25 protein-coding genes are annotated in these 22,152 nt (G+C 47.5%); 1 reads left to right on the top strand and 24 read right to left on the bottom strand.

Annotation, left to right across the window (positions count from 1 at the left end; genetic code table 11):
- Nucleotide 1 precedes the first annotated feature (1 nt).
- The 14 genes from NLX78_RS14680 to NLX78_RS14615 all read right to left on the bottom strand — a co-directional run bounded on the left by NLX78_RS14680 (nucleotide 2) and on the right by NLX78_RS14615 (nucleotide 12,057).
- Nucleotides 2-979, bottom strand: coding sequence for a hypothetical protein (locus tag NLX78_RS14680; protein WP_254350796.1), 978 nt, complete (start codon nucleotides 977-979; stop codon nucleotides 2-4).
- A gap of 6 nt (nucleotides 980-985) precedes the next feature.
- Nucleotides 986-1,633 (bottom strand): hypothetical protein, encoded by a 648-nt coding sequence (locus NLX78_RS14675; protein ID WP_075153661.1) that lies wholly within the window; start codon nucleotides 1,631-1,633, stop codon nucleotides 986-988.
- Between the two features lie 3 nt (nucleotides 1,634-1,636).
- Nucleotides 1,637-5,101, bottom strand: coding sequence for a tail tape measure protein (locus NLX78_RS14670; protein ID WP_254350795.1), 3,465 nt, complete (start codon nucleotides 5,099-5,101; stop codon nucleotides 1,637-1,639).
- A 233-nt stretch (nucleotides 5,102-5,334) separates the two neighbouring features.
- Nucleotides 5,335-5,736 carry a hypothetical protein gene (locus NLX78_RS14665; RefSeq protein WP_254350794.1) on the bottom strand — a complete coding sequence of 134 codons (402 nt, stop codon included), beginning with the start codon at nucleotides 5,734-5,736 and terminating at the stop codon, nucleotides 5,335-5,337.
- An 88-nt stretch (nucleotides 5,737-5,824) separates the two neighbouring features.
- Nucleotides 5,825-6,271: a phage tail tube protein gene (locus NLX78_RS14660; RefSeq protein WP_013372007.1), complete on the bottom strand. Its 447-nt coding sequence runs from the start codon at nucleotides 6,269-6,271 to the stop codon at nucleotides 5,825-5,827.
- A gap of 3 nt (nucleotides 6,272-6,274) precedes the next feature.
- Entirely contained in the window at nucleotides 6,275-7,627 is a 1,353-nt protein-coding gene (locus NLX78_RS14655) for a phage tail sheath subtilisin-like domain-containing protein (protein ID WP_254350793.1), read from the bottom strand.
- Complete coding sequence (locus NLX78_RS14650; protein WP_075153657.1) at nucleotides 7,608-7,868, bottom strand: hypothetical protein; 261 nt, start codon at nucleotides 7,866-7,868, stop codon at nucleotides 7,608-7,610. The genes NLX78_RS14655 and NLX78_RS14650 overlap by 20 nt, the downstream gene beginning before the upstream one ends.
- On the bottom strand, nucleotides 7,865-8,359 hold the full coding sequence (locus NLX78_RS14645) for a hypothetical protein (protein WP_254350792.1): 495 nt from the start codon (nucleotides 8,357-8,359) through the stop codon (nucleotides 7,865-7,867). Before NLX78_RS14645 ends, NLX78_RS14650 begins: the two co-directional genes overlap by 4 nt.
- Complete coding sequence (locus NLX78_RS14640) at nucleotides 8,359-8,853, bottom strand: HK97 gp10 family phage protein (protein WP_058830639.1); 495 nt, start codon at nucleotides 8,851-8,853, stop codon at nucleotides 8,359-8,361. The genes NLX78_RS14645 and NLX78_RS14640 overlap by 1 nt, the downstream gene beginning before the upstream one ends.
- Nucleotides 8,840-9,166: a hypothetical protein gene (locus NLX78_RS14635; RefSeq protein ID WP_254350791.1), complete on the bottom strand. Its 327-nt coding sequence runs from the start codon at nucleotides 9,164-9,166 to the stop codon at nucleotides 8,840-8,842. The genes NLX78_RS14640 and NLX78_RS14635 overlap by 14 nt, the downstream gene beginning before the upstream one ends.
- The gene (locus NLX78_RS14630; RefSeq protein ID WP_254350790.1) at nucleotides 9,163-9,549 is read right to left on the bottom strand and encodes a DUF3199 family protein; all 387 of its coding nucleotides are present in this window, start codon (nucleotides 9,547-9,549) and stop codon (nucleotides 9,163-9,165) included. Before NLX78_RS14630 ends, NLX78_RS14635 begins: the two co-directional genes overlap by 4 nt.
- Nucleotides 9,518-9,880 carry a Rho termination factor N-terminal domain-containing protein gene (locus NLX78_RS14625; RefSeq protein WP_254350068.1) on the bottom strand — a complete coding sequence of 121 codons (363 nt, stop codon included), beginning with the start codon at nucleotides 9,878-9,880 and terminating at the stop codon, nucleotides 9,518-9,520. The genes NLX78_RS14630 and NLX78_RS14625 overlap by 32 nt, the downstream gene beginning before the upstream one ends.
- On the bottom strand, nucleotides 9,880-10,812 hold the full coding sequence (locus tag NLX78_RS14620) for a phage major capsid protein, P2 family (protein ID WP_110455521.1): 933 nt from the start codon (nucleotides 10,810-10,812) through the stop codon (nucleotides 9,880-9,882). Before NLX78_RS14620 ends, NLX78_RS14625 begins: the two co-directional genes overlap by 1 nt.
- Before the next feature lie 18 nt (nucleotides 10,813-10,830).
- Nucleotides 10,831-12,057, bottom strand: a complete 1,227-nt coding sequence (locus NLX78_RS14615; RefSeq protein WP_254350789.1) for an XkdF-like putative serine protease domain-containing protein — start codon at nucleotides 12,055-12,057, stop codon at nucleotides 10,831-10,833.
- Nucleotides 12,058-12,149: 92 nt separating this feature from the next.
- On the opposite strand from NLX78_RS14615, the gene NLX78_RS14610 reads away from it, so the two are divergent.
- Nucleotides 12,150-12,602: a CBO0543 family protein gene (locus NLX78_RS14610; protein WP_254350788.1), complete on the top strand. Its 453-nt coding sequence runs from the start codon at nucleotides 12,150-12,152 to the stop codon at nucleotides 12,600-12,602.
- Here the strand turns inward: NLX78_RS14610 and NLX78_RS14605 are convergent.
- The 10 genes from NLX78_RS14605 to NLX78_RS14560 all read right to left on the bottom strand — a co-directional run bounded on the left by NLX78_RS14605 (nucleotide 12,599) and on the right by NLX78_RS14560 (nucleotide 22,070).
- Entirely contained in the window at nucleotides 12,599-13,429 is an 831-nt protein-coding gene (locus NLX78_RS14605; RefSeq protein WP_254350787.1) for a phage minor head protein, read from the bottom strand. The genes NLX78_RS14610 and NLX78_RS14605 overlap by 4 nt on opposite strands.
- On the bottom strand, nucleotides 13,422-14,918 hold the full coding sequence (locus NLX78_RS14600) for a phage portal protein (protein ID WP_254350786.1): 1,497 nt from the start codon (nucleotides 14,916-14,918) through the stop codon (nucleotides 13,422-13,424). Before NLX78_RS14600 ends, NLX78_RS14605 begins: the two co-directional genes overlap by 8 nt.
- On the bottom strand, nucleotides 14,919-16,604 hold the full coding sequence (locus NLX78_RS14595) for a terminase large subunit (protein ID WP_254350785.1): 1,686 nt from the start codon (nucleotides 16,602-16,604) through the stop codon (nucleotides 14,919-14,921). It abuts the gene before it with no gap.
- A complete protein-coding gene (locus NLX78_RS14590; protein ID WP_254350784.1) occupies nucleotides 16,598-17,500 on the bottom strand; it encodes a phage terminase small subunit-related protein in 903 nt (300 codons plus the stop codon). The genes NLX78_RS14595 and NLX78_RS14590 overlap by 7 nt, the downstream gene beginning before the upstream one ends.
- Before the next feature lie 127 nt (nucleotides 17,501-17,627).
- Nucleotides 17,628-18,470 carry a hypothetical protein gene (locus NLX78_RS14585; protein WP_013372021.1) on the bottom strand — a complete coding sequence of 281 codons (843 nt, stop codon included), beginning with the start codon at nucleotides 18,468-18,470 and terminating at the stop codon, nucleotides 17,628-17,630.
- A 161-nt stretch (nucleotides 18,471-18,631) separates the two neighbouring features.
- Nucleotides 18,632-19,156 carry a hypothetical protein gene (locus tag NLX78_RS14580; protein WP_254350783.1) on the bottom strand — a complete coding sequence of 175 codons (525 nt, stop codon included), beginning with the start codon at nucleotides 19,154-19,156 and terminating at the stop codon, nucleotides 18,632-18,634.
- Nucleotides 19,157-19,305: 149 nt separating this feature from the next.
- Nucleotides 19,306-19,539: a hypothetical protein gene (locus tag NLX78_RS14575; protein WP_254350782.1), complete on the bottom strand. Its 234-nt coding sequence runs from the start codon at nucleotides 19,537-19,539 to the stop codon at nucleotides 19,306-19,308.
- A 384-nt stretch (nucleotides 19,540-19,923) separates the two neighbouring features.
- Entirely contained in the window at nucleotides 19,924-20,250 is a 327-nt protein-coding gene (locus NLX78_RS14570; RefSeq protein WP_254350781.1) for a YjcQ family protein, read from the bottom strand.
- 672 nt (nucleotides 20,251-20,922) lie between these two features.
- On the bottom strand, nucleotides 20,923-21,336 hold the full coding sequence (locus NLX78_RS14565) for a nuclear transport factor 2 family protein (protein WP_250267708.1): 414 nt from the start codon (nucleotides 21,334-21,336) through the stop codon (nucleotides 20,923-20,925).
- Nucleotides 21,337-21,809: 473 nt separating this feature from the next.
- Entirely contained in the window at nucleotides 21,810-22,070 is a 261-nt protein-coding gene (locus tag NLX78_RS14560; RefSeq protein ID WP_254350780.1) for a hypothetical protein, read from the bottom strand.
- Between the last annotated feature and the right edge of the window lie 82 nt (nucleotides 22,071-22,152).

Genomic DNA, 22,152 nt, shown 5'->3' with positions numbered 1-22,152 from the left:
ACTATTCCCTCCTTTCCAGCTCCAACGTAACTGTGTACGTTCCTTTTTTATAACTACTATCCGCAGTAACGACAATCCATTTAGAGGTATGATCCGTCTTGGTGAGTACGAGCCAGCCAGAGCGCAAGCCGGATAACGTATGGTCCGTGTGCCGAACTGTAATCTTCTTGATCTGTTTAGCAGCAGACAAAACTTTCAGCCGCTGCGTGGCGATGGTCTCCGGCTTTTCGTCCTCACCGACTTCAATGATTTCTTCCATTCGGCCCATCGCCTTCACCGCACCTGCTGCCGTTTTGGTAACAGCGGAAGCGATCTTATCATCCTTCCATTTCTGCGCGGTTACGACTGTATAGGTTTCCTCGATGCTGTATCCTGCTGTGCTGGAGGTCATTTGCTCGGGAACAAAAATAGGGACCTTGGTATTGGTCCCTTCGCGCATCACCTGCAGATAAAAGCTCTTTTCCGTCCTTACAAGGTCTACATAATAACGGTAGCCGCTACGCTCATATGCCTTTTGCAATACGTCGAGGATAATTTCCGAATGGGCCATCGTCCCATATCGCTCGTCCAAGCTGAAGCCCAAAGCTGGGCAGCGGAAGTCAATGCCCGTGCTCTTGATGTATCGTTGCAGCTCCGCTCCGGCCTCGCCTTTAAGGTATGGCCTCGTACCCTTGTTCTTGCTCAAATACCAGCCGATCTCCCGCACCTCAATTTCCCAAGCGTTTGTAAATTCGTCCTGCTCATATTTAATAATAGGTCCGTGAAAAAATTGGTTTTTGTGATGATATAATGCACCACCAACCTTTTGCGAAAAGCACATCAGCATACCAGCTACCTTAATATTGCTTGCATTGCGAAGCCGCACCGTAGCGCTGCGGGCAATCTCATCGCGGCCAGAGGACCAGGACACTTCCTCTATGCCATCCGTTAGCATCTGCCGGGCGTTCTCCTTGCCATATACAACAGCAAAGCCGTCCATAATGCATCACTTCCCTTTCGCCTTGGAAACCTTGTCTGATATTCGCTTTTTGGAACCGGTATAGTCAAAAGCGCCCCTAGCGTTCGGGTCCTCCTTGGCCTTTTTGCTTTTATCCTTTGCCTTCTTTTTTTTATCATCTTTTTTCTTATCATTTTTTTTGTCCTTTTTGCCCGTAGTATTAGGGCGGCTTTTGGACGATTTGGTAATAACCGTACCTGGCTTGAGAACCTGCTTAGAGTTGGAGTAAGAGACGATTTTAACAGGCTTGTACTCCACAAATGAATAGTTACCGTGAAGATTTCCCTGTCCGTCCTTGTACGTCTGATCCATCCCCTCCAGGAGCATCGTTTGGCTAAACAAATTCTCAAAGTTAAGTACAACGGGTTTACCTTTCCATTGCTCCAACAGCTTCCACGTTACTTCTGGTGTTTTATACGTGACCGTCTGCTTGCTATCCGTTTCCCAAATTTCTTCCCAATAGCGTGGAAGGATAGCAGAAAAAGAAACCCGTTTCACCTTCGAGACGGGTTTCCCTGTGCGTTCCTGACCAGTTATGACAGTGAAGGTTTCAACTTCATTGCCTCCGGTTATTTGAATCTCTGCCGGTGTGATGGGAAAAGTAAGGCGGATTTTGCCTTGCGATAGTGCCAACATGGCTTACCCTCCAGTCTCCAATACTTTCATCATTTCTTCACCAAACACTTTACGGATCAACGCACGACCTTGAGGGCTGGTGAGCATCTGTGCGAACTCGGCAAAATTACTAATGCCCTTTGCCATCTCTCCGAAATCAATATTGATGTTACCTATTGAAACAGACATCGGCGCGGCAGGGGCAGGCTGAGCAAGCGTCTGAGCCATTGGCATCATGCTAGCCGTACCAATCAAGCTTGGCCGGCCGACTTGTCCTCCGTTGGCATATGGACGTACACCCATGATTATTCCAGCACGTTCCCACAGCTCGCGGCCACGATCTCGTCGGCTGGCCGATAACGGAATAATCATCTCCGGTCCAGCTTCACCAACTAATCCAACATGCGGACGGGTAATATAACCACCTTGAGCATATGGACGTGGCTTGGGTTTCGGTGTAGTACCACCGCCTCCACCACCTCCAGAATTGGCATCTTTCGCATCCTTTAATTTTTTCAAGGTTACAGCAACGCTGCTGACAACGGAAGATAACGTGGGGAACTGGCCGCGCATACCAGCAATAAAATGGGATATAAGATCACTTCCCCAGCTATTGCCCTGGCTCGATACGTTTTTAAGTGAGAACAGATACTGCCTCGTCTTATCAACAGCCGATTTCGCCGCAGCGCTGACACTATTAAAACTTTGTTTATTTTTTGCTACCCCTTTTGCCACCTCATCCGCGCTGCTCTTAGAAGCGGTTCCTACATCTTTAATACTCTTCTGGGCTTTGCTGCTGTCACCCATTTTCCAAACAGCGCCGAATGTATTTTTAAGCGCATTAAGGCGTTGCTTGACTTCTGGCTGTTCAGCAACAGTTTTCAGTCCCTCTTTAAGACCTTTATCGACTATGCTTTTGCGCACATCGTCGCCAATCTGCTGAAGACGCTTCTGCTTCTGCTCAGTCAGATTGTTGATCGTAATTTTTGCTTCAGGAGGGGGGCCGGGCTTCTCTTCCTTCTTGTCTCCAGTAAACCAGTTTTTAACACCGCTCCAGGTATCCTTAGCAGAATTGAAAATACCTACTGCACCGTCCACCACTTTACGAGTCAGTCCACTTTCGTCAGCAAATCTACCGATCTTCTCCCCCACGATATTCCCGATGTATGCACCTGCCATCGTACCGAGCGGCCCAAGAACAGACCCAAAAGCCCCGCCAATAGCACCGCCAGCTACACCGCCAACCATAGCACCGCCCTGAGTAGATACAGCCTCGCGTACCCCCTTTTCCTTAGAGGCTTGGTAGAGGTCATATGCGCCGGCCGCTACGCTCGCCACTGTTCCAACAACGCCCCCAACTTTTGCAGCTTTACTTGCTCCTTTTAGGAAGCCTCTCAAGCGGCCACCGCCAGAAGGAGGACTCGGTGGTGGCGGTGGATTTGGTGGAGCAGGACGACGAATACGATAAGGATTGTCACGCGATCCCCTTGGGCTTGGGTTCGGGTTTGGTGGATTTGGTGGAGTAGGACGAGGTCCATTAATACGTATGCGACGTCTACCGCCTCCTGCTCCCCTACGCCCTCCACGTCGGTTCCGTCTACGGTTGCGATCTCTGTCACGGTCGCCACCATCGCCACCGCCATCACCTGCCCCGCCATCTCCACCATCGGACACAGAGCCATTTATATAGACTTTTGTGGCGTTAACAGTCATGGAAGCGACAGAGCGTAAACCGCCAATACGATCATCAGCAGGGTTACGGTTCCCAGACAATTGTCGTCTGACACCGCGACCGCCCATTCGCTCCCGTATTCGGGCAGCACGTTGGGCCGGGGTTTCTTCAGGCGGTGGAGTTGGAGGTTCTGGAGGTTTCCGTCGAATCCAATTCCAACCAGCTTTGACTCCCCTGCCTGTGGCATTTGCCCCCGCTCTCCCCTTCTCTCCTACCCATTTAGCAGCAGTAGAAAGATCATCATTGAACTTCTTTACACCTTGTGCAAAGGCCCATAATTTCTTAGCTACCAGTACAGCTGCCAACCCCATTAAGGCAGTGTTTATGGCTCTAAAATGATCTTTATAGAAGCTGGTCGCTCCGGTTATCGCACTGGTTATCCCCGTACCAAGTGCCTGAATGTTGTCCTTATTCTGCACCAGTAAGGCGTTAAATTCCTTCATAGCTGGAAGAGCTGCTTGAGCAATATTGCTTCCAATCTCTTGCATTTGCAAGCTCATTTCAGCACGAGTTTGCTTCATTTCCGTCATTGGGTCCGCTGCCTGTTGCTTACGAAGCAAATTATCAGTCGTTCCCTTCATGTCTGGAGCCTTTTGAAAAGCCGTGCCGAACGTCTTCAGGATAGAATCAGCATTGTCCTCACCAGCACCGGAACCCAAAGTGACAAGGGATTGTTTTAGCTGGCTCCGCGTTTGACTAGCCAAATCCCCAACCAATGCCGCAATGGCTCCCTGCGCACGCTGTTTGTCACCTGAATTGATATCATCCGTAAAAGATGACGCCTGACGTTGGGCCTCATCCTTCCCTGCCCCACGACTGATAAAGTAATTCGCCATATCACCTGTATTCAGCGCTTTGACGCCAAACGTCTCTTTGAAAAAATCGGCTGGCTTGTCGAAGTTGAAGGCTCCACCCTTCACCGTCTGTGTTAGAAAATTACTCATTTGCTCTGAGTCGGTGCCGCTGCTGGAGAAATACGGGCTGTATTCCCAGAACGTATCGAACAGATCTTGTTGTTTGTCGCCCACTTCCTTATAGGCGTACATCATTGAATCTGCCACTTGACTGTAGGATTCTTTAAAGCTATTCGACGCTTGAGACAGCGCCCGCTGTACTTCCTCAGCTCCGGCATCTGGGCGGATGTACTGGATTTTAGCAGACGCACTTACGAAGTCACTCATCTTGGATTTGTCCTGTACTAAAGGAGCTGCATCAGCAAGTTGTCGGGTGCCTTCTACTCGATCTGGAATAATGGCCTTTCTAACCAAGTCATCTACCGTACTAAGGCTCTGCTGACGAAAGTTTTCTGGCATGTAAGCCGCACTTCGCGCCGCCTCACGGCTGTAGTCGGACACGCCCCCAAACATAGAGTCACCCACGCCGCTACCGAGCATGATTCCCCCCGCTAATGCTGCCAAAGCAGAAATCTTGTCAGAGATATTGTCGACAACTGGACTTATGGCATCCTCAGCACGCAATTTCACATGAGCGTCCCGGATACTGCGTATTTCCGAATCTGCCCTGTCAGCGGAATGCCGAAGATCATCAGCTCCAGCACGCGCACGACGAAAAATATCATCGAGTTGGATCTGATTCATACGCCGTACTTCATCGGACGCGCCATTAATCCGTCTACCTAGATCGTCCGCAGATTCCCTCGCCCGGCGGCTACCGGATACAAAATCATCAAACATGTTGCCCGATGCCCGGCGAAAATTCATCAGATCATCGTGAGCGCCCTGGAGCATACGCCGCATATTTCGGACAGCGCCGGTTATCATATCCCTTGCCTCAAACGGTACCGTAACTGATGTAGTTGCTATTGTTCCCACCCCCTTCCTGTTCTGACGTGACTACTTCCGATTCAAGCGTGCCATTTCTTCCTCTGCAATCATGCTGGCAGCGAGGCAAAAATAATACTGACGCTGTTCATCTACTTCATACGGCAAGACTTCGGCGGGCAATTTTTTTTGGTTAACCCAAAAATGAGCTATCCAGCTCGCTTCTCCGTCTCGCCGGATGAGTTTTTTGCATCATTGAGAAGAGAATCCTGAGTCTCTTTGAAATTACGCACAGCCTTGCTGAGTGCAGCATAATCGTCCACGTCATCCAACATGCGCGGTGGCAGTTCAAACTTGCTGGTCGCACCATATGCTTTCAGCAAGTCTTTGTTATTCCAGTCAAATTCGTGCTCTGTGGCCTTGACGATCATCACGTCGATTTCGTTAAAATAAGGCGACTTCGGTTTACCATCGTCATCAAATGCCAATTCATATGACCGACGTGTATCCAGCGTGGTAAGACGCTTTACAGACCAACTCTCACCATCAGCCAGTACTGGGATAGTATCGTCCTTACTGTCTTCCTTAGCTTTAGCTAGGTATTTCTGCAATCTATCGTGGTTTTGTTGGTTGCTCATTGTTATTTCCTCCAAATTGGTTGTATTTTTTAAGAAACAAAAAGAGAGCGAATAATCGCCCTTACTCCCACATATAATCCGGGAACTTTTCGACAAAATCGAAGTCCGTCGCCGTGCCCTCCAAAGTAATATCGATCCCGTTGTTATCGTCGATTTTGGCAATCAGGATGTCCATTTCTCCGTGGATGTGGACACCAGTAATCAACACTTTCTCCGTGTTGCCAGTGATTCGGTCTTCAAGACCGCCTGTAATGCGTGCCAAAAACATGGTCTTACCCGCTTTAAAATCCTCCAGCAAACGGTAACGCAGCCTGGATTCCAGTTTTGACATGACGATTTTGACTGGGATTTCATAACCCGTCAATTGCTTTGTTTTAGTCATACGGCGTGCTCTGACAATATCCAATGTTTCCGTAGTGAGCTTGACCTCAACCTCTTTGACAGTGTGAATATCCTCACCGTTGTCATCCTGTAAGGACAAATTACGTCCAATAAGTTCGCGTTCCATCTATTATTCCACCTCCCAATCAATATAGAAAATCTCGATAGCATCCAATGGTTTAGCGGCAAGTACAAAATAGGCGTAATCATTCTCGCTTGTCTTGTTAGGGTTTTCAGCAAAGCTAAATTTGTCCGCAATGGCCTTTTGCTGGGCACGGATTTTGAGGTACTCCAAGACCGCAGCAACAAACATGCCACGACCTTCTTTGTCGTTATCCAGCTTGGCCTTCCAACGCTTGCCCGCATCATAGATATCATTCATTACTTGGTCAATTGTGGCCGAAACACGAATTTTACCAAAGTCCTCACGCTCATTTGGTCCGAGCGTGGTCAGTGTGTTGATGGCCTGCTCGATAACGTAGTCGTACCCATCTCGCGTGGCCATCAGCGTTCCTTCTGCGAGTCCTTTCAACACTTCACTATGACTCCAGTCCACTTTTGCCTGCGTCATCGGAACTTTGACACCTGTAAATGACTTATTGGCAGGTGTACCCGCAACCAACCCAGCCACCCATGCCGCCCATTCGACGGATGTGTAGGTCTTGCCGTTGGTGTGATCGCCAGCAAGAGAGCAGTTAATTACATAACGGGCATTCATGGCGCGACTACGAGCGTTGTGGGCCTCGATATCGCCGTCCGTAGACGCAAGGCCAGCAATAACCAACGTCGCCAGCTTGTGGCCCTTATCACGGCGATCCAACAGCCATTGTTTGGCGGAAGCTTGTACAGCCGGATCAGTTGCGGAAAGGTAAATAGTATCAAACGTCAGGCCGTACACCCGGTTGAAGATGCGATTCCAGTCGGCTGCCGCCAGTGTGGCCATACCGGTTGTGCCGCCATCCAGTTTGGTGTAAGCCACGTCTGCAAGGGCAGTAGCTCCAATATCTTTAAAACGAACCATAGCCGATTTTTTAAGAGCTTCCACAGCAGCGGCCTTGTCTGCAACCAGATACGTTTCTGTGTCATACACGCCTTTGGTGTCGCGTATAACAATTTCCTTTTTGGTTTCATCTATAAGTGCGGGACGCACCATATATTCAAAATCGTTGCCTCGTGTGCCTGGATAACGCGCTTCTAAGGTGTAACTGTCAGCAACAGCTACCGATGCAGCCTTTTCTTCGCCGTTTGTAACCCGGTAGCCGATAACAGTCGCCCCGCTTTCGGCAGCAAGCTCCAGTACATCAACTAGCTTGCCGGACTCCTTCAGGCGCTCCGAATCATCGGCCATATCAACAGCCTGGTTCGGTGCGCCCCATTCGGCCTGATATGGTATCAAAACGCGGCCTGTTGTGGGAACAACCCGAGAACGCGCCTTTACTAGCAGTGAGATGTACGCGCTGGCCCTATCCCTCTGAATTGTCATTTAGCGTTTCCTCCTTTGCTTTTTTCACTTGTGGTACTTGTGGTTTAACAGGTACAGCAGCGGGAGCTTCCCTGACCGGATGCAAATAAGCATCCAGTCTCTGCGCTACTTCGGCACGCGAAAGTAAGGCATCAGTAGAGCAATCAAAAAGAGCGCCCGCAATCTCGTAAGGCTCTGCCTTCAAGACCGCTGCGCTCTCTATCCATTCTCGCTTATTCCGTTTGTTTAAATCGTCAGTCATGCATCAAGCTCCTTTCCCTCGTGCTCAATATAAAAATTGTTAATCTTCTGAATTGGGCTGCCATCGTCATTGACCAGTGACTTCGGTACACTGAGTAAATACGAGTACCTAAAGGTAACCTCTACTTGATCGGCCTTTTTTCGGGTTCGTGGCGGCTCAATGACCAGCACAACCCCAAAACGCTTGGATGCTACGTTAAACCGTTGCTGCCGCAAGTAGAGGAACAACGGGTCAAGATCAAGCGGTATAGGCTCCCCCTCGTCCTCTTCAGTAACTCGTTCCTTGTCATAGTGGAATACTAGGCCCACATCCTCAATTATCCTGTCAGCCCTCGGCGTGTGAACCTTATCCGAAACTATATCGGTCTCAATAAAAACTGCTGGCAGCTTAAAGTCACCAGCCAGCCATTTAGAACGATCTCGCAGAATAGACAGATCAGGATACACCCGCCGCACAATCTCAGCCCAGGCTTTTACTCCCACATCCATCATCAGCGCAACATCCTTTCCAGTTCAATTTCCAGGCGGCGCATAATGAGTTGGTTCATCCCGCCCTCAAGGTGCTCCACGGCAATATCGAAATAGTGCCGACCGATGAAACTGCGGGGCTTTGCCATAAACCCGGTTTTGGCAGATGGATCATACACGAAAGAGCCACCACCATTCCAGTAACCCGGCACAAAATGTTTTTTCTCAATGGTGTAACCATCATTGACCAATTGTGCATAAGGCAGGTTGGAACCAAGCTCCAGCGTGATCGCGTTGCGGTCTACATCCCATTCCCATACGTTGTTATCGTCGCCACGGGAAAAGGACTGCCACATGGCCCCGGTGTCGATCAGATCCTGTCGGTCGATTTCATCAATGATCAGGTTGAGCAGCGTTTCCCCGGCTGCCTCTGCGATGTTACGTAAAATGCGTTCCATCCCCTCATCTGCAATGCGCCTAAAACGTCGGGCCAGCCCATCAAAATCATGCACGGTCATTTCCCTTCACCTCACATGTTACAAGCAGCTCGCGCCAGTAACGACGCGGAATGGAGTCGATCACCAGGTATCGGCGGCCTAGCAGCACCACTTCGTCGCTGAGTTTAACGTCAGCCTGTTTCGGAATACCTATCGTCTTTTTGACGATGTACATTACCGGCTTAGAATCTGCTTTCGCTTCCGTCTGTGTTTTCACGACAACGCATTTCAGATCAGCAACTTTACCGGATTTCCGATCATCGAACAGGTCGTCATCATCCCTTTTGCTCTCTGTCCGATACACAGACAGTGGCGTGTGAAAACGATGGTTCATAACAAATATGCCGTGATGTTTCCATCGTCCGGTCCCGCCTGTTGCTTTTTCACCCACAGAAACAGGATAGCGTCCACATCGGGATTACCCGTTGTCTTGCCTTCTACAGCCTGCCGGGTGTACGTCCAAGCTCCATCACTCTCGGACGCGTAATTACGCGCCACAGATGCAAGATATTCCTCACTGTCTTGTAGGGCTAGTCCCTCAGCCAACTTGACCCAGGCAAGCATAATCTGCTTGTCTACCGGATCGGGGAAGGGAATGGGCAGATAAAGTTCAATACGCACTTGCGCGTCGTCAATGTATTGTTGTAGTAGCTCTGCCGGTGCCTCTTGGATAGGGGTTACTCGACTACGCTGTTGGAGTATTGTTGGCGTCAGCATTTTTACCGTCAGCCCCTTCAGGTTTCGCCGGATCACCTGCAGGTGGCGTATTGTCGGTAGGTTTACCTCCACCGCGTAGCGCAGTGATCAGATCCTGTGTATTCATGTTGCTAAATCCCTTAATCCCGGCAGCCTTAGCCTTATCTTTAAGCTGGATCAACGTAAGGTCTTCCAGCGGAATAACCTTTTCTTCCTTGATATCAAAATCCGAGCGTTCACGAAAATTTTTAATGACAGATTCATTATCAACCAGTACCGGCACCTTTGGTACAAAGCGGATACCATAAAGCATCAAAGAAGTGTTTTCTCCTCGATATGTGATATAGGCCATTAAAATTCCACCCCTTCGACGTATGCCACCGCTCCTGGCTCTTCGAAGATAGAATCGTAATCGGAATGGATAGCGTAGAAACGCTTGTCCGCGAGAATGGCTTCTCTGCCCTCGGTCGTCTTACGAATCTGCATATCGTACGTATTGACCAAGACAAAGTTCTGTTGGTACGTAAAGATGATAGCTCCCTCTGGCATATGGGCTACTTCCTCAACCTCATAGCTGTTCACCTTCTTCACGCCGCCCGTAATCTGCAATTGGATGGATGCACTGGTGTCCTTCTCAGCCAAAGCCTGAAGCCGCTTAGAAAAGGTATTCGGATGCATGAAATACTTAAATACACCACCAGTACGCAGACGAGTTGGAATCGCACGTTCCAGTTCAAACAGTACACCCTTTTTCTGAGGGTCCTTCAACGTGGTCCAATCAATGTAATTGCCTTTGGTCTTCGCATGCTTCAACCAACCGTTATTCATACTTAGGAAAGCATAATCCGGGTCAGTATTCGGCGTAGCAGTATCCCCGTTAAACCCAATATCCTGCATATTTTCACCATAGTTTTTGGTCATGGCTGCCATAATAATATCCTCACCGTTCTGACCACGTACACGAGCAGTTTGACGGATAAATTCCTCGGTGATTTCGAATGGCAAAACAACTGGCTCTACGGCATACGGAACTTGCGGTAATGTTGGAGTAGGCGTATTGTCAGCCATAATATTTTCCTTTTTGCTGCGCAAGTTACGGCCAGTAACACCAATTTTGTCGATTGTCCCCTTAGAAGCGATACGTGTGATCGTACGAATTCCCTTTAGAAACTCAGTCGATTCGTAAGCCATTTCGGTAAATTTATCTACCTGTTGGTAATTCAGAGCGGTTTGATCCAACGTGCTCGTAATAGTGGATTTGATGATTTGTCCGTTTGTTCTCATGTTTATCTCCCCTTTCGATTACAGAAGGCCGCCGAAGCTTACGCCGCCAGATTTTTGAATTTCGTCTTCTCCAGAGCCACCTTGAGCGGAACCACCACGGCTGTTCTTTACAACTTGTACATCAGTAGCCAACGCTTGAACTTGCTCGGTCAACGGCGCCAGTGCCTTAGTAATCGCATCAGTCAGCGCGTTTGCTTGAGGTTCAGCAGGTGGTTGTGTTCCCGCTGGCTGTTCAGGCTCTGCCCCTTCTTGTTTCTTCAATTCAGTAACTTGCGTCGACAGGGTTTCTACTTGCTTGGCGATTGGAGCCACGGCAGCCTGTACAGCCTTTGCAATATCTTCAGCGTTCAAATCGTCTTCCTCCTCGGACCCCTCATCTTTTTCAGGGTCGGTTTTTGTTTTTAATTCGACCAGTGCAGCAATAGCATCATCAATGTGCTTCAGGTTGCCGGCAGAAATCTTTTTCCCTGCTTTAGCAATCTGTTCAGGTGGGCTACCGATTGCCTTTACAATATCCTCTTGAACGAGCACTTCCTGAGCGATGTCCACAAAGTCCTGAAGGGCTTCCCGAATTACTTCAGGGTCGCTCTCCATGCCACTCTCCCAACTATCCCAACGAAAAAGAACCGCATTCAAGGCATCCTGAGCAGCCCAAAATTCGCGATTCTTACGGTTCTTATTGTATTTGTCAGCGACTGCGCCTTTCTCAATCAATCCCATTGCACCAAGCGCCTTAACGATTTTACTCAAGAGCCCTTTAGATACCTCCCCGTCTTCCTCGATCTCTTCCCGCTTACCGACACCCCACATCGAGAAGCCAGTAATCTCGCCTTTCTGAATATCATCCCAAGTATCCTCATCCGTTACCTTTACCCCGGCCACCCAGGAGCCTTTAATAATAGTTTGTTCACCGATCTCCATGTCACAAGGAGCAATATAGGATTCGACTACATAGCCTTTGTCCGTGTCTAAGTCATGTTGCTTGTCGATGTTGTAAGTATGCTGTTTCTCCATGAAGAGATGGGCGGCCTTCTCAATTTCCTCCGCATCCATCTGATCCCCATGAGCGTCAGCCACGTCCGGCTGGTATACCACGCCGATTACAACCCTTTTGGCATCGTCAACCTTCGTAATCTGTACTTGCTTCTGGATGGCATTTTTCCCGGCAACTTTGATGATTGCAAACGGAACGCCGTTGGCTCCTTTATCAACCAGCGAAATATGTGTAATCTTTGCATCTTTCAATTTAAAGGTCATATTCTCTTTCACCTCCTTTCAACACGTTTACAAGATTTATTTCAGTTAACAATAAGGATAACCTGCAAAGGAGAGATCTCATGTTATTGAATGTTGTGTTAGGTTTAGTAATCCCTATTGTTTTGGGATGCTGGATATTAAGAAAAAACCTAAAATTAATTCTAATTTTTTTCCCACTTGGCGTCGCGACTTCTTCCGTTGCAAACAATATCGGTTTCAATTACTTTTGGCGCCTTCTTCCGGAATTTAATAACCATTCTTTTTCAGCACTTCCTTTTGACTTAGGTCTTTTCCCTATGGCTGGATGTCTCATGATTTACTACATTAAGAAGCATCGAGCACATCCATGGATTGCCGTATTTGTAACAGCTTTCGTACTGACCATTGTAGAATGGATAGCAAAAGAATCGGGAAGAGTGCTGTACTTTAATGGTTGGAACATTGGTTGGACTTACATATCTTATCTACTCCCCATGGTTATAGCGTATGGTTACAGTACGATTTTCTTCAGAGTATTCAAGTCTTATAACTAATCTAGAATTAACTGCATGGTGCAGCGGCAGTTCACTATTTCCTCGGGGGTACCAGCAGGATCTCCGGGGTACATCAACTTGCTTTTGCCAACCTTAAAGGGCTTGTCTAGCGCAACAACCTGACCGTTTGCCTTGCTATGAGTCTTCCGGGTACGGGTACCGCCAGCAGAACGCCATTTCTTGCCCTTAGCAATTTCGGATTTCTTCCAGCCCTCCAGCTTGCCGCCGTTGGCCGCTGCGGTGCTCATGGTACGTGATACCCGCTGCGCACGCTTCATACTAAATGGGCCATCGTCCCCGCTGGCAGCTTGCGCACTGACTTCCTGCACAAGCAAAGCCCGCTCCGAAGGTGTAACTCCTTCCTCAATGGCTTTGCCGAAGCTACGCAACAACACATCCGTAGAAGCTTTGTTCATGTCGGGAACCAGCTTCTTGAGCTTCTTCGTGAAACGGCCAGCAGCCTTATTGCTGGTGCTCCAGACCTTTTCCTTGTCCAACGCGGACAGCTCCGTTTCACCGGCCAAGTGAAACAATGGTTCAAATGCTTCCTGCACCGCCTGCTCGAATAGCTCCGCGAACACATCCGTAGTGTGCAATGCAATAAGCACCTTACCCAGTTCCCCGATATCACCCAGGGCTTCTTCACTTAGTTCTGAAATGGCATCATGAAGGGCTTGACCTTGAAGCTCCAGAATCTCGGTTATGCGATCTTCGCCCTGCTTGTACAGTTCTTCTAGCACCTTACGATCAACATAGCTCAGCTCAAGGCTATCCAGAAATTCATCGTCGTCAGCTTTGGCGATCAGCGCCCAACAGGACTCACACATGCAAAGCGGCCTCCTTGTCAGCCTGTTTTAACAAGCGTTTGGCAATTGTAGCGATACGATTCTGCATGTCGTCTGTGTCTGTGTCAGGCTCTGGCTCAAGCAGTGCTGGCTGACTGGCTGCGAGCTGCGCAATCGGCGTATCCAGATATTCCTCGCTGAACTTGGTCTCATCAATCGTTGTGCCGAGTACATCCTCAGCAATCGGAATCAGATCCCGCACCAGCATAATGCCCCGGTCAGCGATAAAGTCCAACATAGCCTTGCGATCCGCAGGGTCTATGATCTTCGGTCCCCGCAAAACAGCCCGTACTCGGAATATATCCATAGCCGGGAACAGGCGTTTATTAAATATCTCTGCCATAATCCATTTGCGGTATGGCTCAAAAACCTGTTCTTCTGCAAAGCGTAGAGCTGCATCGGCGGTCGCTCTGTTGTAATCTGAGCTTTGACCGACCAAGATTGGTGGCAGCCGGAAGGCAGACAGAATATCGGATTTCTTTTCCTTTCCATACTCCAGAAAGAGCGCGTCTTGTTGTAACAGGTCATTGAGCTTGTCCAACTTGATCTGCACTTTTTCAACCTTTTCGTCCATCGGGCCGCCTGTCTCTTCCCCTTTGGCTTCAAGATACAAAATCCCGCCCTGAGAATCAGAACCTTTCACCTTTTTAAGCAACTCCATTGACTGCTGTGTCAGCTTACCGTTGGTAACAGTCAAGAGCATGGACAGCATCCGTCCGTTGCTAAAGTAATTCACATTCAATTCCTCAGCTTCCCGGCTGCCGACCACACCAGGCGCATTGCCAAACCAGCGAGGCTCCCCATAGGGACCGTCATGACCGATACGAAGTGGGATAATTTGATTTTCCTCCCTACCTTCCTCTGCCTCCGTACCAAATAAGCGAAACCATACGACGGAAGTATTACGTTTCATCGCATATCGCCGGGTGTAAAGCTCCTGTGAAAATTCTTCCACTTGTTTCGTAGAGCTGATTCGACGTTTGCGCTTGATAATCGCCTTCGTACTTTCCTTCGTACAGCGGATATATTTCGGGTTCATCCGGAAGATAGTCGGGAACTCCGAACCTACAGGCCAAGCTACCTCGACATGAGCCATCCCCGTACTTTCCAAATCGTCAATCAACTGGCTGATGATTTCGTCCGGGGTATCCTCCAGATTGCAGGTTTCAAGGAACTTCTCAGCCTTGTTCCATTCGTCCAGTGCAGTTTCATCGCTCTCGCCCGGCAAATACTCCAAGGCGATACCATAACCCGCAATGTTGCGCTTATACGCCTCAATGCACTGTGGAATGATATTGCTGTTCTTCACTAGCAACTTGCAGGAAGCAGGATCATTCCCGAGTGCGAAGGGTAACAGGCCGTGAAGATCGTACAGATCGTCAAATAAATCCGGCAATTGAGCGCTGGATGGGATATGTCGTTCGCTCTCCGCCTTGCTGATCTGAAACCATTGTGCATGTCCCTCACTCATCTAAATCCACCCCACTCCCTCGTTGTAGTCGTCACGGGATTCCTCCCGCTTTTTCTGTTTCTTTGCGTACCAATCGAACCACTTACTAGCCACCTGCCGCACTTGCAACGCAATGGAATATGCCATTACCCGGTCATCATTGCAGCCGCTGTCTGCTTCAGCTCTGCCATTCTTGTCTATTAACGTCATGCACTCGCCGTACAGTTCGGGACAGTAGATATCATAGAGCTGGTCCCGGATCGCTTCCTTGAAGTCGCTGATCATCACTGGGCGCGTTGCTTGGTTGGTGTTCCAGCCCAAACTCTTCTTGTGCATGAACAACAGCGGATAGTGGCAAGTATTGAACAACGTATTCAGGACGGATTCCCCTGTGTTGTTGTTCTCCACGGCCAATAGTGCCGTGTTGTAATACAAACCAAGCGTGTTCAGCTTTTTACCATACAAGTCGGTGTCCCATTTGCCATGCAGAGCCGCGCACATTTCCCCTGTGCGCTCCTCAATGACGTAAGCAGCATCATAGTCCCCGTCTTCCTTACCCTTGGCTGTATCGGCAGCCAGCACGTACCGTTTACCTTGTTCTGGCTGTCGATACATAACCAGCTCGCCAGCATGCGTCGTGATAATCCTGTTTTTAACAAAATCAATCTCGTAGTGATTGCCGATGATACTGATTCCATCCCGTAATTGCTTGATAAATTTGTTGTCAAAGATACCCTCACCGGACAGTAAGAAAGCATCGTCTGGCTCAGAAGGATACTCCTGGTCAAACTGCCGCGGATCGCCACCGCAATCGTTCCGAATGGTATACCGCCGCCACTGCAATTGTTCGTCGTCCAGACCATATTTTGATTTCAGCTCTCGTTCCTCTTCCGTCAGTTCAAAACCTGGAGGCACCGGCTTTCGATAATCAGGCATTTCAAACCACGCAAAAAAGAGCGGAGTAAAATCACTCTCGCCCTTAACGGCTGCATCCCACATTTTTTTGAACTCTTCCATGCCGTTGGCGGTAGATTCGATCACGCCCAAACTACCGGGTTCCTTGGACAGAGCTGCCAGCAGGGACAGTAGATGCTTCTTTTTCTTCTTGGCTGGCCAGAACGCCACTTCTGAAGCATGCAGGTAGTGGATGGTGTCCGAACGGGCAAGCACCCGGCTTTCCGCAGTCTGTACAGTGATCTTCGATTTGAGCCCCGGATTCTTACGGCGGTCCGCTGTCCGAATCGTTGGATTCTCGAAGGTGAGTTTCTTAGCATTGTTCTTTCGGCTCATTGGCTTGATGATTGCCGGCACCTTTTCATAATAGAACTGGAACATATCGTACAAGTTGCTAGAAGCATCAGAAGACTGAGCAACGATAAATGCGTTCTTAGCCTCTTGGAGTGAGGTGAAATAATAGATAAGTGCTTCCGTGACAGTGGAAAAACCCATCTGCCGGGCTTTAAGGATGATAATCCGGACAGGCTTACCAGCTTCGATCTGCCTAAATACTTCACGGACAAATGTCCGTTGAGCATCATTGAGTGTCAGCGGCATAATGCGCCCGCTCTTCGTCTTGATCTTGAGCATACGCCAGCAGAATTGTCCAAAGTCGGCTAGAATTCCTTTTAGCTCGTCTAACTTTTCAGGCCGATCCCTTAACCGCCGCTTGGCTCTTTTTCGATGCTCTTTAGCAAGAGTAATTACCATTCGTCGTCATCTTCCTCATCGTCTTCATCGCCTTCATCCCCTTCATCCCCTTCATCCCCTTCCGCGCCGCCATAGCCTAACAACTTACGTTTCTCAAGCTCCAGCCGTTCGCGGGCTATCTCCAGCTTTTCTTCCTCCTGCTGCAAGCTGGCTATAAGGTTAATAACCCGAAGCTTTTTATCACGGGTTTTGACCAACGCCTCTTCCTGTTTCAAAATCTTGTCCAGCTTGGAGGTAGTGACGGTCGTAATTTCCGTGACCTTCATCCCTTCGGTTTCAACAGACAGATTTATTTGCTTACCTGTCTTCGGGCTAGTATAGGGAACCTTATCCTTACGCTGGTGCAGCTCCTGCTTGATCTTCTTTTCCTCGTCGGTCAGACCAGCCTCAAGCTGCTTAACCCGGCGCATGTGCCGTCGCTCTTGGATAGACAGCATAATAAGCTGTTCGTTGAGCTGTGCCAAAGGAGAAGTATCAATCTGATCAAACAGCTCTTGTTCGTCCTCCTCTAAGGCATCCAGAAAGATAGTTTCATACATCCCTGTCTTGAGGGCCTTCTTGTTACGATAGGGACCGCCCGGCCCACCACTATTCCCCTTGGCGTTTTGGTTACCTGGGGGAGCACCGCCGCGATTGCCAACAGCATTTTTGTTTCCCTTTGGCGCTCCCCTTGGATTAGGAGCGTTCCCTTTCGTTCCATTTGGAACGTTCCCATTGGAGGAATCAAAAACGTTCCCTTTCAATTGATCCTGCCAGCGGTCCATAGACTTCCATTTGCGTACCCTTCCCTCAGGAATAGAAAGAGCAGCGGCGATGTCTTTTAGCTTCATCGCTCCGCCGCTCTCCAGCCACATCTGTTTTGCTTTGTCCCGTTCAGGGCTCCGTTCTCTCGCCATGCTACACAATCACCACCCCCACGAATGTAAATGATGTGACCTTGAAAAAAAAGAAGAAAAGCTCCAGACCATATGAAGGTCTGAAGCTCCCCTTGCTTCGTTTACAGTATAAAAATTAATTCAGAAGCTATTGGACATCCCCAGGTTGTGAACCAACGACTCCCCAAACATGTCCATCTACTTTATAATCGGCACCCCGCCATTGAAATGTATAATATCCAGAACGCATACCAGATGAGTAGCCTTCATCTGTGCTTCTCCAAATAACTGTGTCATGAGGAGCGATTGGTAAAGCACTGATGTATTCTTTGTTTGAACCTTCATGTGTCAAACTAACTTTGACAGGATGGTCCGAATAGTTCTTTATACTGAGTTTGACATGTCCATGCCCCTTAGGGATAACAAAGCCAGTTGCTGCGGTAGCACCTCCGGTTAATCTGACATCAATAACACCTATACCCCTTTGAGGCGTTACTTTGGCAGAATCAGTTCCTGACACACCCCATGCTGTGACATGCACAATATCGCCGCCAGCTCTCCACTGTATTTCATAATTTCCAGAGCGCAGCCCTTGTGAAAAAGAATTTACACTATCCCAGGTCAAACTTTTATGAGCGCCAACAGTCTTAACAATATATTGTTTATTACTGTCTGTATGCACCAGGCTAAAAGTCATTGTTGAATCACCTGTATTTTTTACCATAATTTTAAGATGCCCGTATCCAGGATCTAACACAAAGCGTGATACTGGGTTCTTCTCATTTTCGAACGTGTCATTAAAAACATCTCTTGCTCTTTGCGGAGTGATTACATGGTCACCAGTAGTTGTTTTACCAGCATTTTTGATCGCAATACTGGATGTATTTGCAGAATCAGACGCATCTGAACTTGCACAGATCACACTCGGCACAACAACAGCCCCTAACAAACAAAAAGATAAGGCTGATGAAAAAAATGTTTTCTTTTTCAATAAATATCATTTCTCCTTTGAGTTATAAACGAAGCAAGAAAAGCTTCAAACCGAATGGCCTGAAGCTTTTCTCACCTCGTTCCAGTATAAGTAAAAAAGTTCTCCAATCAAGCGAGATACCAGTTAGCTTTTTTTATACAAAACTTTATAACTTGGTTTAATTAAAGTTCATCTGAGCTAGTGGCTGATATACCCCAAGCTGTGGCGTCTACATAAGCTCCGCCAGCACGCCATTGTATTTCATAGTCTCCTGCGCGCATTCCGTTTGAAAAGCTATCCGTGCTATACCAAGTAAATGGTTCACCAGCACCTACATACTTGGTAAGTAAATAATCCCCACTATTGACATGCCTTAAGGTAAAAGTAAGCGTCGCCTTGGTGTTGTTTTTTACACGCAGCTTAACATGACCATATCCAGGAGATATGGAGAACTCTGTTAATGGCGACTTGCCGTCAAGGACCACATTAAAAAGGTCTTTTGTTTTAAAAAGACCCACATCATGATTACCAGGTGTTTTCACATCATGATTACCAGGTGTTTTCAACTCATCTTTGGTCCCGTAAGTCGACGTATTTGCAGAACTAGTTACAGCATCTGAATCTGCAAAAATCGCATTGGGTACGGCAACAGCCCCTCCAATAATACCTAAGGCCAAGGCCGATGCAACTAAATGTTTCTTCTTCATGATACTTCTACTCCTCCTATATTTGTATATTTAACTACCACCTCAGTCTACTAAAAGATTCCATGTTTTTAATTTTTCTTACAATAGGATCATATTATTGTTTAATAAATCCATATTTATGAATCAACTAGAAAGATTATTATGTGCTTTTACAGCTCATCCTTTTGCAACTTAATATCCAACTCAATGAGACGGTCCAAGTCCTGAACCGTCTGCATTTTTATATTTCCAGCTTGCAGGTCTTTGACCCACTGAGCTATACCAGCTTTAACAATCTTGCGGTACTGCGCCTTGGATTCGAGGATACCTTCTATGATTTCAATCTCGCGTTGTACGCTGTGTTGTATTGTTCGATTGGTAGGACTCTGAATTCCACGATTCATACCCCCTATTTGAGTTGAGTTGGTTTTTCATCTTGGGGCTGGCGCAGATTGCGATACAGAGCGACGGAACAGCCCCGCCCTGACCTTCTGCTCCCTTTTCCTTGCAAACAAACAGGAACATCCTCGTATACAAGCCCTTAGAACGGCTCACAGAAGGCGTTTTTGAGCATGAAAAAAGCACCCGAAGGTGCCTACTTTTCAAACAGCAGTCCTAAATAATAACCTGTTGTACATGATGATGTACAACTCCAGCCATCTGGGTTCGGAATGTTCTGAATAACCTCAGAACCACACTTATGGCATGCGAACGTATCCTTTGATATTTGGCGGAGTCTCAACAGCGTGGCGGAATTGTTGTGGTGAAAGGTAAATTGTTTGTCCATACTACAACCCCGGTATCACATCTTTTAAAAATTTCGCTGCATTAATCACTTTAGAAGTAGCTGAATTATCAGAAAGATATTTAAGACCCGCCATAGTTATGCGTGGAGAATTTCCATTGATGATTATGTCTCCTTGCAGGCCTCTTTTTATCGAAATTCCTGTCATAAGGTCCTCGTCGAGCATAATTTCTAGAATTGCAATTCTCTTTGCTTCGCTGATACCCAATACATCGCTAGATAACTCCCGCAGATCAAAGCTCCCTTCATCCATCGCTTCTTCAAGTCGATTGAGAATAGTAAAAATTATATCCGTTGCTTTTTTTGACAAACGATCTCAACTCCCTTCGACATCATATTTCGACGATTAGGAAGGTTTTTCCTTCTGGCATACCGGCCTGCTGCAAAACTGCTTTGTACCGGTCCAATTTCCCCATACACAACCTTTGCATTTCTTCGGCTGTTTTGGTGGGCCTTTCATGTATAGCAAAGTTCCTTTCTTCTGCTTCTTCTTCAAGACTAAAATCCTTTCAAAAGGCAATAAAAAAAGCCACCCAAATGAGTGACTTGTATCTGCCTATGTATTTACAGCACCAAAGCAACACAGGCGCTTATTTAAAACCAGAAAAAATAAACAGCGATAGGTTCTACTCCCGCAAGCGGGATGCAAAACGCTGCGCTGTTGCATAAAAGCATTTGTACTTAGTAACTAGAGAGGAGAGATAAGACCATTTTACAAATTGCTAAAAATGGCCGTCAAAGAACAAAAACCGGACAATACCGGAAAATGGGCAATTAAACCATTATAAGCTGGCTTTTACTCACTTTCTCGATATTACTCGCTATTAAGTAAAAATAAAGTCTTAGACTGCCGCTGTTATCATTCAACTAACGTTCTTCGTTAGCGTAGCGCATTACTTGACCAAATTCGATATGTTGCCGGCCAATAACCTACGTTTTCGTATGATTACTCAGCATAGTGATGTGTAGGTGCACTAACATATCAACAGTCTCTTAAATCAAAAGCTTCTTCTAGTGCGGCAGTATCTTCGAAGATTTGAAAAAACCTTATCTTCTCCTGTTCTACTTCGCAAATAATTGCCCAATCACTCTCGAACACTTTCCCGGTTACATTGACCTTGATGCGGAAATTCCCCCATGCACACGCTGCTTCCTGATTACCGATGAGTTTGTGAAGGACAAAACTCTCTATTTGTTCTGCTTCTTCTAATAAGTTTAAATAATTTCTAACACCTTCTTTTCCATGAAATGTGCCGTATAAAGGAATTTTATTAGAAGGCTCTTTTTTAAGAATAATAAATTTCGCTTCATCATGAACCAATTCGATCACTTTATCAATCTGTTTGCTTCCTAATGCTTGAAAATAATTTGTTAGCACCTGTTGAGCACTTTGCATTTCTACTAATCTCCCTTCGAATAGGCGGAATAAGCTTTGCACAATCCAATAATAACATATTTTATCTACCATCCTGCCCGTTGGCTTAACGCCGCCGCTGCCAGTCTAGAACTATATTTTCACGGTCTAACACTTTATTTCCATCAAACACTCGTCCCAGACAATTCTCTCACCCAGTTTATCCTCATCACCAGACTTCATGGTTTCCCAGCACGTATCACAAAAGGATGCACCCATTGTTGTATTCTCTGGATTCGGGTTGGGGTCATTGCAAAGCATACATTTTCCTTTTTTCGGACTCTTTTTCATAGTAACGCTCCCATCGAAAATAATAAAAGACACGCTGCGGAATTGAACCGCGCAAGGGGTCCGACCAGACTGTTCATGTTTCCGCTGGTTAACTGGTTCCTTGCCGCCTGCGCGTGCCATAAAACCCCGGATTAACCCGAGGAGTGATTCTAGAAACCGCTCAATTACAGAAGCTCTGCTGCGAGCTGCTTGAGCACCAACGGCGTTGGGATGAGTTGGCCGTCGCCTTTGTTGCCCTTGACGTAAGCTTTGTCCTCATCGGCATAATACACAACGCCCTGACCCTCAACGACTGGATAGCCGTTCTCGTCGTCGGTTAGCGATGTTTGTACATGCTTGCCGTGCTGTGCGGCGTGCTCCTCGTCGTGTAAATGCAGGATGCCATCTGAACTCAAAAATGCGAAACGTGGTTGTGTAGTAGACATGATCATGTCCTCCTAATATGTTTTGTAGAAAAATCAAAAAGGCCGGCACATTGGCCGACCTGATTCACCGAGGCTCGAAAGC

It is taken from the genome of Paenibacillus sp. Lou8.1 (assembly GCF_024213565.1).
GTDB lineage: Bacteria > Bacillota > Bacilli > Paenibacillales > Paenibacillaceae > Paenibacillus > Paenibacillus polymyxa_B.
Note: the sequence above shows the minus strand (reverse complement) of the source record. Positions and strands in the feature narration are given on the sequence as shown.